Here is a 14,638-nt window from a genome sequence, read left to right as displayed (position 1 = left end):
ACCCTCCGGGGGCCGCCGCCGAACGCGCGGTGGCCCGGCGACCGAGAAGGTCACCGGGCCACCATGGTGTCCGCGGGTCCGCGGACGGGTGCCGCAGGTCAGCGCATCGGCTGCAGCTGACGCTCCGGGTCGGCGTCGGGCGCGGGCCCGCCGCCGTTGTTGTCACCGAGCATCTTGTGGAGCTTCTCGCCCTCCACGTCGACGTTCGGCAGGAGCGCGTTCAGCCAGCGCGGCAGGTACCAGGCGGCCTTGCCGAGCAGGGCGAGGACGGCCGGGACGATCGCCATGCGGACGACGAAGGCGTCGAACAGGACGGCCGCGGCGAGACCGAAGCCCATCATCTTGATCATGTCCTCGTCCTCCAGGATGAAGCCGGAGAAGACGCTGATCATGATGATCGCGGCGGCGGCGACCACGCGACCGCTGTGCGTGAAGCCGGTGACGATGGCCTCGCCCGGGCGCTCGCCGTGGACGTACGCCTCACGCATACGCGTCACGAGGAACACCTCGTAGTCCATGGCCAGACCGAAGACCACACCGATCATGAAGATCGGCATCATGCTCATGATCGGGCCGGGCTGCTCCACGCCGAAGAGGTCGGCGAGGTGGCCCTGCTGGAAGACCGCGACCACCGCGCCGAGCGCCGCGAGGACCGACAGGAGGAAGCCGAGGGCCGCCTTCAGCGGAACCAGGATGGAGCGGAAGACCAGCATCAGGAGCAGGAAGGCCAGGCCGACGACGAGCGCGAGGTACGGAATGAGCGCGTCGTCGAGGGTCTGCGAGAAGTCGATGGTCATGGCCGTCGCGCCGGTGACCAGGACCTCGGAGCCGGTCTTGGACTCCACGTCGCTGATGTCGGAGCGGATCTTCTTGACCAGCTTCTCGGTGTCGGCGTCGCTGGGTCCGGTCTTCGGCACCGCGGTCATGATCGCCGCGTTGTCGGCCTTGTTCGGCGTGGACGGGGTGACGCTCACGACGCCGTCGAACTTCTTGAACGCCTCGCCGACTTCCTTCGCAGCGGCGCCCGCGCCCTTGTCCTTGTCGACGACGACCGTCAGCGGGCCGTTGAAGCCGTTGCCGAAGGAGTCCGACAGCATGTCGTACGCCTTGCGCTGGGTGGTGTCCGGCGCGAAGGTGCCCTCGTCGGGCAGGCCGAGCTCCAGCTTGGCGGCCGGGGCGGCGATGGCGCCGAGGCCGACGACGGCGAAGATCAGGACGATCAGCGGGCGGCGCAGGACGAACCGGGCCCAGCGGGTGCCGAGCTTGGGCTTGCCGTGCGCGTCCGCGAACGGAACGCCGACGGGCTTCTTGCGGTCCTTGCGGCGCAGCACCTTGCGGGGCGCGATGCCGAGCAGGGCCGGGATGAGGGTCAGCGCGATGAGGACGGCGATCACCACGGTGCCGGCTGCGGCGAGGCCCATCTTCGTGAGCAGCGGGATGTTGACGACGGCCAGGCCGGAGAGGGCGATGACCACGGTGAGTCCGGCGAACACCACGGCGGAACCCGAGGTGCCGACGGCGCGGCCGGCCGCGTCCTCCGGTGTCCGGCCCTCGGCGATCTCCGCTCGGTAGCGCGAGACGATGAACAGCGCGTAGTCGATGCCGACCGCGAGACCGATCATCATGGCGAGCGTCGAGGTGGTGCTGGACAGCTCCAGGGTGCTGGCGAGCGCCGTGATGCTGGAGATGCCGATGCCGACGCCGATGAGCGCGGTCAGGATCGGCATGCCCGCCGCGACCAGCGAGGCGAACGTGATGATCAGGACCACCGCGGAGACCGCGATGCCGATCATCTCGGCGCTGCCGCCCATCGACTGCTCGGTCTCGACGGCGTCACCGCCCGCCTCGACGGTCAGCCCGTCCTTGCGGGTGTCCTCGAGGAGCTTGGTGAGGGCTTCCTTGTTCTTGTCACTCAGCTCCATGCCGGTGACCTTGTACGACACGGTCGCGTAGGCGGTGGTCCGGTCCTTGCTGACCGCGTTCGTCTTGAACGGGTCGTCGACCTTGGTGACCTTCGCGCCCTTGCCCAGGCGGTCGACCAGCTTCTCGACCTTCGCCTTGTTCTCGGCGGCGTCGATCTTCTCGCCCTTGGGGGCGCGGACGACTACGCGGGCGGTGGCACCGTCGGCGCTGGTCTCGGGGAACCGCTCATCGAGCAGGTCGAAGGCCTTCTGCGACTCCGTGCCGGGCATGGAGAAGCTGTCGGCGGGCGCTTTGGGAGCCGACGACGCAGCGACGCCCGCACCGATGAACAGCAGCACCCATATCAGTGCCATCCACCAGCGCCGTCTGAAGGCCATTCGGCCCAGTTTGTAGAGGAACGTAGCCACGGCGAAAGAGACTCCCGTCGGGATTGGCAGGCAGGGCCGACCTCCCGGCGGCACGGGTGCGCACGTCAGGGTGGGTCGGCAGGATCTACTCCATGTTGAGGGACGCATTCTCCGGGGAAGTCAGACTGCGGGCCGGACTCTGCGCCCACGCCTGATGTAGTCGCCGGAAGGGCGGGTCATCCTCGGGTAGGAGACGCGACAGATAGGTGTAGATCTCATGGACTAGGGGGAAGTCAAGGGGTGTGACGTGCGTCTCCACACGTTCACCGCACGTCCAATTCCCGTCCATGATGCGGTATTTCAGGACACATCACTCGCGCTTGATCACGCAGAGAGAGTGATACGGATACCCACCGTGCCGCTCAGCCCCCGACGCGCCCTGCTGGCCAACAGCGTGAGGCGCCCCGTCATTCCGTACTTGCGCGCGACGAGTGTCCGATAGCGCGCGGTGGTCGTCGAGTCGCACACCTCGGCCATGGCTGGAATCGACTCCCCCGTCGGACGCCCGCGGAAGTCGCAGGGCCCGACCCGGACCTCCGCGTTCCGGCGGATCCGCTTCACCTTCCAGCTGTCCGCGGCCGTCCAGATGCCGAGCGCGGCACCGTCCCGCACGACCCAGACCGGGGTCGGCACGCCCGTGCCGTCCTTGCGGTAGGTGGTGACCAGCAGGTACGAACCGCCCGCGAGGCGGTCGATGAGCGTGTCGTCGGCCATGTGCGGAGCCTAGGCCGCCCCCGCGGCCGTAGCGGAAGCAGCTCCTCCGTCTCGCCGGACCGGCCCGCCGACGGCGGCCCGGTTGCTACCGTTCCGAGGTCGGCCCGGGGGAAGCGGTCGGGGAAGCAGCCGGGGAAACGGTCTTGGGGGACAACTGTGCCGAAGTTTCGCCGCGTTGGCGCGTGGCTCATCGACTTCGCGTTGGTGGTGGCGGCGGCGTCGGGGCTCGCGGTCCTGACGTTCCACCGCGTCAGCGCGCTCCTCACCGACGTGCCCGAGCTGGCGGCCAGGGGCGGCTGGGAGTTCGTCAGGTCCGGCGGTGACGCCCGGGGCGCCGGGCAGGACCTCGTCGACTCGCTGTGGCAGGACTCCGTCGGCTACGTCCAGCAGGCCTTCGCCGCCCTGGTGGTGCTGACGTTCCTGTACCAGTGGGCCACGCTCAGGTTCGCCGGGCGGACCCTCGGCAAGGCCCTGATGGGGCTGCGCGTCACGCCGCACACCTCGTCCCGCGCGGCCGTGCGGGCGGCCGTCACCACCGCCGCCGACGTGGCGGTGTACGCGGTGGCGTGCTGCCTGCTCGTCCAGGGCCGGATCGTCCTGTCCGTCCTCTGCTGGCTCGCCGCGGTCGCCCTGTGGGCGTTCAACGCGCTGCCGGCCCTGTCCCCTTCGTCCCGCTCCCTGGCGGACCGGCTCGCGCGCACGTCGGTGGCGACGGCGAGCCTGCCCTCCATGCCGTCGCAGCGGCGGCCCGAGCCGTCGCGAGCGGACCTGTCCAGCTGGTGACGGCGCCCCGGTCGGGCAACGCCGGGACCGGGTCGTCGAGCGCCCACCCGTCGGACACCCCCTAGGAGAGCGCCTGCTCCACCAGTCCCGTCGGTGACAGCACGCCGCGCACGACGGCCAGGGCCTCGACGCGCTCCGCCTCGGACCAGCGGTCGGCGTCGGCCACCTGGGCCGCGGGAAGTGCGAGGTCCTCCAGGGCGCGGATCGCGCGGCAGTAGGCGAGCCGGTCCGGATCCGGGGTGGCCACGGCTCCGTACGCGTCGAAGAACCAGCCCTGTTCGCGCGGGCCCACCAGGGCGAAGTACAGCACGCCGCCCATGACGAACATCAGGTCGCGCTCGCGCGGCGCGAGCACCGCGTCGTCCCAGTCGATGAGCCACACCCGGCCGGGACCGCCGAGGAGCACGTTGCCGAGGTGCGGGTCGCCGTGGCACACGACCATGGGCGCGGCGGGCCGTGCGCGCAGCGCCCTGCCGAGCGCGGCGGCCCGGTCGAGGAGTTCCCCGGCCCGGTCCGTCGCCGCGCGCCACTCCGCCGCGACCGCCCGGTGCAGTGCGTCGGCCCCGGGCGGGAGGTCGCGGCGCAGGCGCCGGTCGACGTCCCGGACGAAGGACGCGAGCCGCTCGTGCGTGTAGTCCTCGCGCGGCAGGGCGCCGGCCAGCTCGTCCGTCACCGGCGTCGCGTGCACCCGCGCGAGCAACTCCCCGTACGCCGCCCAGTGTTCGGCCCCCATCGCGCCGTCGAGCGCGGGGGCGTCGGACACCCAGGGCACGAGCGTCAGGCGGCCGCCGTCGCGCGCGCTCCACAGCCCGCCGCGGCGGGTGCGCACCGGACCGGCCACACCCGGCAGGCCGTGCTCGGCGAGCCGTGCGGTGACGACGAGCCCGGCCGCCGAGCCGCCCTTGCTCAGCTTCACGGCGTACCGGCGCCCGTCCGCGCCCGTCCCCCGCCACAGCCACGCCGCCTCGTCCGCGCCGTCCGTCACCGGGTCGAGCCGGTCGAGGGCGACGCCGAAGTCCTCGCGGACCCAGGCGCGTACGCGGGCGTCGTCGTGCACACGGGTGTCGTCGGGTGCGTGGGTGTCTTCCGGTGTGCCGGAGAGGGCGGTCCGGTCGTCGCCCGGCGGTGTCCGCTCGTCGGTCATCGGCGCATGATCGCATCCGGCGGGCCCGGCGCGCCGCCGGTTTTCGGGGCGGACCCGGTCACTTGCCGCGCAGCACCTCGATGAGGCTCGCGTAGCTGTCCTGGCCGTGGCCCGCGGCGTGCGCGCGCTCCATCATCGACTTCAGGAGCTCCGGCAGCGCGTTGTCGACGCCGCGGTCGGCCGCCGCGTGGATGAGGTGGTCGATCGCGGCGATCTGGACGTCGACGGTCGCGTCGTCGCCCGGGTAGCGGCCGTCGTCCACCTGGCCCGCGTACCGGGTGAGGAAGTTGTTCACGGTGCCGAGCCAGCGGATCGCGAGCGGCGTGAACTCCGCGGCCCTCGCCTTGTCGGCGCCGACGAGCGCGGTGCCGTGCAGCCAGCCGGTCATCGTGGCCCACATCACGCCGAGCAGGGCCGCGTCGTACAGCGAGGCGAGACCGGCGTCCGCGCCGAGGTGCAGCGGGTCGCCGAGGACGTCGAGGGCGGGCCGGTGGGTGTCGAAGGCCTCGCGGGAGCCGCTGTAGAGGAACATCACCTCGGAGCTGCCGACGCCCGGCGGGGTGGTCATGATGGCGCCGTCGAGATAGGCGATGCCGTGGCCCGCGGCCCAGGTCTCGAACTCCCGCGCCTGCTCGGGGGAGCCGGACGTGAGGTTGACGAGGGTGCGGCCCGCGAGCGTGCCGACGAAGGGGTCGATGACGGTGTGCAGGGCGTCGTAGTCGAGGACGCAGGCGATCACCAGCTCGGCGGCCGCCAGGGCCTCTTCGGGGGTCTCGGCGACGTGGGCGCCGCGCTCGCCGAGGGCGCGGGCCTTCTGCGGGGAGCGGTTCCACACGGTGGTCGGGTGACCGCGCTCGATCAGCGCGGTCGCGAGGGCCGTGCCCATGGAGCCGAGTCCGATGACGGTCACGGGGGTGCGTCGTTCAGCGTTCATTGCGTGTGCTGCTCCTTGTGCGTCCGCCCGGTGGCGGCCGGTCGCGTCGATCTTGCTTGTGAGGACCACCTTCGCAGCGGGCCGGAGCGGCGGACAGTGACAGTGGTGACGGCGGCCACCAAATTCCTGCCACGCCGGTGGGCGTCGTATCCTCGCCGCATGAGCGCTGGTTCCGTCGCGGTGGTCGTGACCCAAGAGATCGGGCTCCCGTCCTGGGACCTGTACGAACTGAGCATCCCGTGCACGGTGTTCGGCAAGCCGCAGCCCGATCTGCACGACCCCTGGTACGACCTGCGCCTGTGCGGCATCGGCTCGCCCGCAGGACCCGCGGACTCCGGGCCGTTCAGCATGTCCCTGAACACGCCGTACGGCCTCGCGGACCTGGCGTCGGCGGACACCGTCATCGTGCCGTCCGTGCCCGACCCGGTCGTCGAGGACGGCGCTCCGATGCCTGCGGGCCTGGTCGAGGCGCTGCGCGACGCCCACGACGCGGGCGCGCGGATGGTGTCGCTGTGCACCGGCGCCTTCGCGCTCGCCGAGGCGGGCCTCCTGGACGGGCGCCGGGCGACCGCGCACTGGCAGCACACCGGCGACCTCGCCGCGCGCTACCCGAAGGTCCGGGTCGACGACTCGGTCCTGTACGTGGACGACGGGGACGTGCTGACCAGCGCGGGCCTGACGGCCGGGCTCGACCTGTGCCTGCACCTCGTACGCCGCGACCTGGGCGCGCACGTCGCCAACCAGCTCGCCCGCCGCATGGTGGTGCCCGCCCACCGGCCGGGCGGGCAGGCGCAGTTCATCGACCTGTCGGTGCCCTCGACCGACGACGCGGGGCTCACCCCGGTCCTGGAGTGGGCGCGCCGGCACCTGGACGAACCGCTGACGGTCGAGGACCTGGCGCGGCGGGCGGCGATGAGCCCGCGCACGCTCTACCGCAGGCTCCAGGCGGCCACCGGTACGACACCGCTCCAGTGGCTCCTCAACCAGCGGCTGGCGCGGGCGCAGAGCCTCCTGGAGGCGTCGGACCTGCCGGTCGAGAAGGTCGGCGAACTGAGCGGGCTCGGCACGGCGAACAATCTGCGCCACCACTTCCTCAGGCACGTGGGGGTGTCCCCGAGCGACCACCGGCGGGCGTTCTCGCGGGAGGTCGTCGACGCGCGGTCGTGAGCCGTTCCGGTCGGCGCGCTCGGGGCCGCTCGGCACGCTCGGGGCCGCGCGGCGCGGACCGCCGCCCGGGTCCGGTCAGCGGGCGTGGTCGGCGGACGCCTGGCCGGACGGGCGTTGACCGGCGGGCCGTTGCCCCCTGGGCTCCGCGCGCGTCGTCGTGCGGGGCGGCGGGATCCGGGTGAGCAGGGCGCGCTTGTCCGGCTTGCCGCTCGCCGCCACCGGCACGTCGGTCACGAGGGTGAGGGTGGACGGGATGCCGGTCACGCCCAGTTCGGCCGCGACGCGCTCGCGCAGGGCGGCCAGGTCGGGGGTGCGGCCGGGCGCCGGGACGACGAAGGCGTGCGCGGCCTCGCCCGTGTGCTCGTCCGGCGCGGCCACCACGTACGCCTGGTCGACGTCGGCGTGGGCGGCGACGGCCTGCTCGATGGGGCCGGTGTAGTGCACGACGGCGTTCACGATGACGACGTCACGGCCGCGCCCGGTCAGATGGAGGCGGCCCTCGTCGTCGAGGTGGCCGATGTCGCGGGTGCGCACCCAGCCGCCGCGCAGCACCTCCGCGGTCTCCTTGGGGTCCTGCCAGTAGCCCGCCATGGCGCAGGGGGTGCGCACCCAGATCTCGCCGGTGCCACCGGTGGGCAGCGGGTCGCCCGCGGCGTCGCGCACGGTCAGTTCGGTGCGCGCCCAGGGTCGGCCGACGGAGCTCAGGGCGCCGTCGGCGCTGGGGGTGGCGTCGGCGCGGTGGGCGAGGTCGTCGGGGGTGAGCAGGGTGAGCATGCCGGTCTCGGTCTGGCCGTACGCGTGGTGCACGGCGGGCCCGATCAGGCGTACCGCTTCGGCGAGCTTGTGCGGGGCGAGCGGCGAACCGGCGACGATCAGCACGCGGAGGCCGCTCAGGTCGGTGTGCCCGGCGGGCCCCTCGTCGCGCAGCGCGTCGAGCACGTGGTGCAGGCGGGGCACGGTCATCAGCAGGGCGGTGATCCGGTGGCGCTCGATGACCTGCGGGAACTCCAGGGGCGGGTCGGGGATGACGGCGGTGCCGCCGCCCAGGAGGCACAGGCCGAGGTGCTCGAACATGACGGCGCTCGTCAGGGTGCCGAACAGCAGATAGCGCCGGTATCCGGCCGCGAGGCGCGTGGTTCTCGCGTCCCAGCGGGCGGGCTGCCAGGACCAGGACGCGGTCAGGGCGCGGTAGGTCAGGGCGCAGCCCTTGGGGTGGCCGGTGCTGCCGCTGGTGAGGTGCACGAGGGCGATGTCGTCGGGGCGGCCGCGGGCGACGAGGTCGCGGCCGGGGAGCGCTTCGCTGTGCGGGTGGGCGGCGAGCAGGTCGGCCTCCAGGCGCAGGACGGGCAGCTCCCGTGCGGCGGCGAGGAGTTCGGGCCGTGCCGTGGCCGCGTCGGTGACGACCGTGTCGATGCCGCCCGCGAGGACGTGCGCGAGCTGGTGCGGTGTCAGGCCGGGCCGCAGTCCCGTCACCCGGCACCCGAGGAGGTGTCCGGCGATCTGGGCGGCGAAGCCCTCGGGGGTGACGCCGGTGGCGACGGCCAGGGAGCTCCCCGGTCCGAGCCCCGCCGCGCGCAGCCCGGCCGCGCACCGGGTGACGAGGGCGAGCACCTCGCCGCGCGTCACGGTGCGGGAGCGGTGCTCGAAGGCCACGGACGCCGGACGGCGGCGGAACGCGTCGAGGAGGGCCTGCGGAAAGGGCGGTTCGGTCGAGTGAGCCACGTGGCATCCGCTCCGGAGGACAGGTGAGGGCCCGGCCGCATGGCGCCGGAATGGGGCGGCACTGAGCAGTGCGTATCAGTGGTACGTACCAGCAGCAATAGGGGCCGCGACCTCTGGCCGAAATGCGCCGCGCCCGGACCGATCAGGCCCACCGTATCGTCGAGTTGAATTCCCGCGCCCGGGAATTCACTGTGACGCACGCCACATTGCGGCGCCCTGGCTGACCCTTGAAGACTCAACTACCTTGATATATCCGCTCGCTTGAGACGCTCACCGGACGCGTCACGGACGCTCGCCGGAGACGGGAGAATGGCGTGTCTGACGGTGAGTTGGTTGACTACTTGATTGTCGGCGCCGGGCCCGCGGGCCTCCAGGCCGGTTATTTCCTTGACCGCTCCGGCCACAGCTATCTCATCGTCGAGTCAGGGACGGCTCCGGGAACCTTCTTCACTCGATTCCCCCGGCATCGCACGCTCATATCGATCAACAAGGTGCACACCGGTTGGGACGACCCGGAGCTGCGCCTTCGCACCGACTGGAATTCGCTGCTCTCGGACGAGGGCGCCCCACTGTTCACCGGCTGCACCCCGCGCTACTTCCCCGCCGCCGACGACCTGGTCCGCTATCTGGCGGACTTCGCCGCGACCCACCGTCTGCGCGTCCGGTACGGCACCCGCATCACCTCGATCGCCAGGCCCGGCCCCCCGGCGGGCACCGGGGACTTCGTCGCCCGCGCCGAGGACGGCACGGTCTTCCGCGCCCGGCGCCTGATCGTGGCGACCGGCGTGACCCAGCCGTACGTCCCGGACATCGAGGGCGTCGAGACGGCCGAGCGGTACGGCGACGTCACCGTGGACCCGGCCGACTTCACCGGGCAGCGGGTGCTGATCATCGGGCGCGGGAATTCAGGTTTCGAAACCGCGGACAATCTGATCGAGACGGCCGCCGTCATCCATCTGGCCGGACCCGGCTCGCTTCGCATGGCGTGGCAGACCCACTTCGTCGGCCATCTGCGTGCGGTGAACAACAATTTCCTGGACACCTACCAGCTCAAATCGCAGAACGCGCTCCTCGATGGCAAGGTCCTGTCGATCCGACGCCGCCCCGACAGGTCGTATCTGGTCGCCGTCGCGTTCGCCCGCGTCGACGAAGTGGTCAAGGAGATACCGTACGACCGCGTCATTCTCGCCACCGGCTTCCGATTCGATGCCTCCCCGTTCGCCCCGGAATGCCGCCCGCAGTTGACGATCAATGACCGGTTTCCGGCGCAGACCGACGCCTGGGAATCCGTGAACGTTCCCGATCTGTACTTCGCGGGCACGCTCACCCAGGTCCGCGACTTCAAGAAATCGACGAGCGGATTCATCCATGGATTCCGTTACGGCGTCCGGGCGTTGCACCACATTCTCGAACGGCGCTACCACGGTGTCCCCTGGCCGGGCAAGGAGCTGCCGCCCACGCCGGCGGCCGCCGCGGACGCCGTCGTCGAGCGCGTCAACCGCAGCTCCGCGCTGTGGCAGCAGTTCGGCGTGCTCGCGGACGCCCTGCTCGTCGGCCCCGACGGCGGCCTCCGCTACCACGAGGAGGTGCCCGTCGCCCATCTCCACCGCACGGTCGCCGACGGTGACTTCGGCGACGTCGAGCGCTACTTCAGCGTCACCCTGGAGTACGGCGCCGACCACGACCGCGTCGATCCGTTCACCGTCGAGGTCACCAGGCCCGCGCAGCGCGACGCGAGCGGCCTCGACGGGCGCTATCTGCACCCGGTGGTCCGCGAGTTCACCGGCGGCGCACGCCCCGCCGACCCCGCTCCCGTCCCCGAGGCCGAGCACCACCTCACGGAGAACCTGGAGAACGAGTGGGACAGCGAGGAGGTCCACCGGGCCCCGCTCCTCCGCTTCCTGCGCACCCGCCTGGCGCGGGCGGGCGCGGACCACGCGTGATGCGGACGCTCGCGGCACTCCACGACCGGGCGCGCGAGGTCCTCGACCCCGTCCACTACGACTACTTCGCGGGCGGCGCGGGCGCCGAGACCGCGCTCGCCGACAACGAGCGCGCCTTTCGCCGCCTCGCGCTGCTGCCGCGCGTGCTGCGCGGCAACGACCGGCGCGACCTCACGGTCCGGCTGCTCGGCGACGCCGCCACGCTGCCGGCCCTCGTCTCCCCCACCGCCTTCCACCGGCTCGCGCACCCCGACGGCGAGCGCGCCACCGCCCGCGCCACCGCCGGGGCGGGCACCGTCCTGGTCACCGGCGTCGCGGCGACCGTGTCCGTCGCCGACGTCGCGGCGGCCGCGCGGGCGGTGCGCGCGGACGCGGCCCTGTGGTTCCAGCTCTACCCGCAGCCGGACGACGACGTCACCGCCGCCCTCGTACGCCGCGCGGAGAAGGCGGGCTGCACGGCCCTCGTCGTCACCGTGGACTCCCCGGTCTTCGGCCGCCGCACCCGCGACGAGCGCAACGGCTTCCACGACCTGCCGCCGGGGCTCGCCGCCGAGAACATGCGCGACCTGCCCGGCGCGCCCCCGGGCCGCACCCGGCACATCGCCATGTCACCGGCGCTGTCCTGGGAGCACCTGCGGCGCCTGCGCGACCTGACCCGGCTTCCCGTCGTGCTCAAGGGAGTTCTGCACCCCGAGGACGCGCGGATCGCCGTCGCCGAGGGCGTCGACGCCGTGTGGGTGTCCAACCACGGCGGCCGCCAGCTCGACGCGGCCCCGGCCGCCGTGCACGCCCTGCCGCGCGTCGCCGACGCGGTCGCGGGCCGTGTGCCGGTGCTGCTCGACGGCGGGGTGCGCCAGGGCTCCGACGTCGCCGTGGCGCTCGCGCTCGGCGCCACGGCCGTCGGCGTGGGCAGGCCCGTGCTGTGGGGCCTCGCCGCGGCCGGCGAGGCGGGGGTGCGCGAGGTCCTGGAGCTGCTGCGCGAGGAGTTCGACCACGTCCTCGCGCTGTGCGGCGGGCGCACCCCCGCCGACCTCACGCCCGACCTGGTCGTCGGCCGTTCGTGCCCCGGGGCCGGGCACGGGCAGCCATGACCGGGCGCGGGACGGCCCGGAGGACGGCGCTCGTCGCCACCGGCGCCGTCGTCGCGGCCCTGTCCACGCCGTACTGGCTGCCGTCGTCCGTAGTCGCCCTGCGCGCCCGGATCTTCGCCCGTCTCAACGGCGCCGAGGGCATCACGTTCCCCAACGACCACGTCGGGCCCGAGCAGTTCGAGGAGCTGTACGGGCACCCGGCGGCGGGCGGCCGCAGCCGGGGCGCGGCCCTCTCCGACCTGTTCTGGTACTGGCTCTCCCCCGGCGCCCACGTCCACCAGGAGCACCTGGAGTCCGGGCCCCGCTACGACGAGGTCGCCCGCACCACCATCGCCGTCCTCGCCGGTTCCGCCACGGAGCTCTCGGCGGTGGCGACCCGCTGCACCGCCGCCGTGCTCGACGAACTCGCGCCGGGGCGGGCCACGTTGGTGCGGCTGCGCGATCTGATGATGCCGGTGTGGGCGGAGTTCTTCCACGAACGCGTCTTCCACGAGCCGTGCCCGCCGGGCGTGCGGCGGCTCATCACCGACAACGCCGACGACGTGGTGAGCGCCCTCAAGTGCACCCGGCCCCGGCACATGAGGCGCCGCGACCGCCTGACCCGCTACCTCCTGCACCGCGTCGCCACCGGATCCGTACCGCACCCGCTGCCCCGCGGCCTGACCGTGCGCGAGCAGGCGTACTACCTGCAAGGCACGTTCTTCAACACGGCCGTGGTGCAGCTGTCCGAGGCCATGGCCCATCTGCTGCTCGCCGTGGCGCACCACCACGACGTGCAGCGCCGCCTCACCCGCGACCCGGACGACGAGCGCTATCTGCAGCACGTCATCGACGAGACGTTCCGCCTGTATCCGCTGTTCGGCATCGCCCACCGGATCGCCACCGCCGACATCGCGCTGGACGGCGCGCCCGTCATTCCGGCCGGTTCCGTGCTGTGCTTCAGCTATCCGGACTACCACGCGACCGGCTACCAGGACCCGGACGCGTTCACGCCCGAGCGCTGGGAGCGGCTCGCGGCCAAGGACGCCCACCACATCCCGTTCGGCGTCGCCGCCAACCGCCCCTGTCCCGCGTGGCGCCTCGCGCCCCTGGTGATGCGCGCCGCCACGCGGGAGGTCCTGCGCCGGTTCACCCTCGACTCACCGGTCTCCCACACCCGGTCGCTGCCGCACCGCGCGCCCTGCCTCCTCCTGCGCCGCGCACGGCCGCTGCCCCGGCCCGTGGCCCTGGGCGCGCGGGCGTTCCTGCGGGTCCGGGACCGCTGGGAGGACGTGTGGCGGGCCCCCGTGCAGCTCGGCCTCGGCACCTGGATGGTGCTCGCGGCCCGCCGCCGACGGCTCGCCACGCGCTACTTCGCCACGCACGACACCGAGGGGCGGCCGCGGTGCCCGTACCCGGTCTGACCCGAGCCCGCCCCACCGCCCGCCACGGCGGGCCCCCACCCCGAGCCGAAGGGCGCCGACCATGTCCACCACCGAGCTCGGCCCCGCGTTCTTCCTCGCCGTCGTCGTGATCCTGGTGACCTGCCGGGTCACCGCGCTCGCCCTGCGCGGCCTGGGGCAGCCGCCCGTCGTCGGCGAGATGGTCGCCGGAGTGCTGCTCGGCCCCTCGCTCCTCGGCCTGCTCGCGCCCGGCGTCCAGGACGCCCTGTTCCCGCAGGAGCTGCGCCCGGTCCTGTTCGTCGCCGGGCAGATCGGCCTGGTCGTCTTCATGTTCCAGGCCGGGTACGAGCTGCGCACCGACCGCGTCCGGCCGGTGGCCGGGGCGGCCGGGGTGATCTCCGTCGCGGGCATCGTGGTGCCGTTCGCGCTCGGCGCCGGGTTGGTGTGGGCGGTGCACGGCTCCGTCGACATCCTGCCGGACGGCGTGTCGCTGCTGGTGGCGTGCCTGTTCGTCGGCGTCACGCTCGCCATCACGGCGTTCCCCATGCTCGCCCGGATCATCACCGAACGCGGCCTGACCGGCTCCAGGTTCGGCTCCATCTCGCTGGCCGCGGGCGCCCTGGACGACGTCGTCGCGTGGGTGCTGCTCGCGGGCGTCGTGAGCCTGTCGCGGGACAGCGCCGGGCCGTTCGCCAAGGCCGTGGCGGGCGCGGCCGGGCTCGTCCTGATGCTCGCGCTGCTGCTGCGGGCGCGGGAGCCGATCGCGCGGCGCCTGGACCGGCTCGCTCCCGAGCGGGTCGTGCTGCTCACCGTGCTCACGCTGTTCCTCGCGGCCTGGTACACCGACAAGATCGGCCTGTACGCGGTGTTCGGCGCGTTCAGCCTCGGCACCGTCTTCCCCCGCTCCGCCGCCGTGGACCACGCGGTCGACGCGGTCGCGCCCGTCGCCCGGATCGTCTTCCTGCCGCTGTTCTTCACGTACTCGGGCCTCAACACGGACTTCGGCCTCCTGGCCGGGACCGCGTTCCTGCTGCTCACCGCCGGCTGCGTCCTTGCCGCGATCGCGGGCAAGTTCGGGGCGTGCTGGCTCGCGGCGCGGGCCGTCGGCGAGGAGCCGGGGGTCGCCCTGCGCATCGGCACCCTCATGAACGCGCGGGGCCTGATGCAGCTCATCGCGATCAACATCGGGCTCACGGCGGGCATCGTGTCGCCCCGGCTCTTCTCGATGCTGGTCGTCGTGGCCCTGGTGACGACGCTGATGGCCACGCCGCTGCTCAGCCTGTGGGACCTGCTCGACCGCAGGCGGGGCGGTGCGGTCCCGGAGGGCGGAGCGGCCCCGGCGGGCGGGCCGCCGCCGGAATCCGTGGAGAAACCCGCTCCGGCGGAGCCGGGAATGCCCGCCTGACGCCCCTCGGGCCGCGCTCGCAC

At 73.1% G+C, this 14,638-nt stretch carries 11 protein-coding genes; 6 read left to right on the top strand and 5 right to left on the bottom strand.

The annotated features are described in order from the left end of the window. Positions 1-98: 98 nt before the first annotated feature. A complete protein-coding gene (locus tag ACFWZ5_RS05675; RefSeq protein WP_384791997.1) occupies positions 99-2,330 on the bottom strand; it encodes an MMPL family transporter in 2,232 nt (743 codons plus the stop codon). A gap of 324 nt (positions 2,331-2,654) precedes the next feature. Beyond that, a complete protein-coding gene (locus tag ACFWZ5_RS05670; RefSeq protein WP_384792000.1) occupies positions 2,655-3,044 on the bottom strand; it encodes a PPOX class F420-dependent oxidoreductase in 390 nt (129 codons plus the stop codon). A gap of 156 nt (positions 3,045-3,200) precedes the next feature. Between ACFWZ5_RS05670 and ACFWZ5_RS05665 the strand changes: the two genes are divergently transcribed. Further along, entirely contained in the window at positions 3,201-3,827 is a 627-nt protein-coding gene (locus ACFWZ5_RS05665; protein WP_384792003.1) for an RDD family protein, read from the top strand. 61 nt (positions 3,828-3,888) lie between these two features. Here the strand turns inward: ACFWZ5_RS05665 and ACFWZ5_RS05660 are convergent, their stop codons facing one another. Then, complete coding sequence (locus ACFWZ5_RS05660; protein WP_384792006.1) at positions 3,889-4,971, bottom strand: phosphotransferase enzyme family protein; 1,083 nt, start codon at positions 4,969-4,971, stop codon at positions 3,889-3,891. A 58-nt stretch (positions 4,972-5,029) separates the two neighbouring features. After that, complete coding sequence (locus ACFWZ5_RS05655) at positions 5,030-5,905, bottom strand: NAD(P)-dependent oxidoreductase (protein ID WP_384792009.1); 876 nt, start codon at positions 5,903-5,905, stop codon at positions 5,030-5,032. A 159-nt stretch (positions 5,906-6,064) separates the two neighbouring features. On the opposite strand from ACFWZ5_RS05655, the gene ACFWZ5_RS05650 reads away from it, so the two are divergent. Then, positions 6,065-7,072 carry a GlxA family transcriptional regulator gene (locus ACFWZ5_RS05650; protein WP_384792012.1) on the top strand — a complete coding sequence of 336 codons (1,008 nt, stop codon included), beginning with the start codon at positions 6,065-6,067 and terminating at the stop codon, positions 7,070-7,072. Between the two features lie 75 nt (positions 7,073-7,147). On the opposite strand, the gene ACFWZ5_RS05645 is transcribed toward ACFWZ5_RS05650, so the two are convergent. Beyond that, a complete protein-coding gene (locus ACFWZ5_RS05645; protein WP_384792015.1) occupies positions 7,148-8,794 on the bottom strand; it encodes a class I adenylate-forming enzyme family protein in 1,647 nt (548 codons plus the stop codon). Between the two features lie 314 nt (positions 8,795-9,108). Here ACFWZ5_RS05645 and ACFWZ5_RS05640 point away from each other — a divergent pair, with 314 nt between their 5' ends. From ACFWZ5_RS05640 to ACFWZ5_RS05625, 4 genes are all read left to right on the top strand, one after another. After that, positions 9,109-10,737 (top strand): NAD(P)-binding domain-containing protein, encoded by a 1,629-nt coding sequence (locus ACFWZ5_RS05640; RefSeq protein WP_384792018.1) that lies wholly within the window; start codon positions 9,109-9,111, stop codon positions 10,735-10,737. Beyond that, positions 10,737-11,828, top strand: coding sequence for an alpha-hydroxy acid oxidase (locus ACFWZ5_RS05635; protein WP_384792062.1), 1,092 nt, complete (start codon positions 10,737-10,739; stop codon positions 11,826-11,828). Before ACFWZ5_RS05640 ends, ACFWZ5_RS05635 begins: the two co-directional genes overlap by 1 nt. Then, positions 11,825-13,231: a cytochrome P450 gene (locus tag ACFWZ5_RS05630; protein ID WP_384792021.1), complete on the top strand. Its 1,407-nt coding sequence runs from the start codon at positions 11,825-11,827 to the stop codon at positions 13,229-13,231. Before ACFWZ5_RS05635 ends, ACFWZ5_RS05630 begins: the two co-directional genes overlap by 4 nt. Positions 13,232-13,292: 61 nt before the next feature. After that, on the top strand, positions 13,293-14,615 hold the full coding sequence (locus tag ACFWZ5_RS05625) for a cation:proton antiporter (protein ID WP_384792024.1): 1,323 nt from the start codon (positions 13,293-13,295) through the stop codon (positions 14,613-14,615). Positions 14,616-14,638 lie beyond the last annotated feature (23 nt).

Source organism: Streptomyces sp. NPDC059003, assembly GCF_042740445.1.
In the GTDB taxonomy this organism is placed as follows: Bacteria; Actinomycetota; Actinomycetes; order Streptomycetales; family Streptomycetaceae; genus Streptomyces.
Note: the sequence above shows the minus strand (reverse complement) of the source record. Positions and strands in the feature narration are given on the sequence as shown.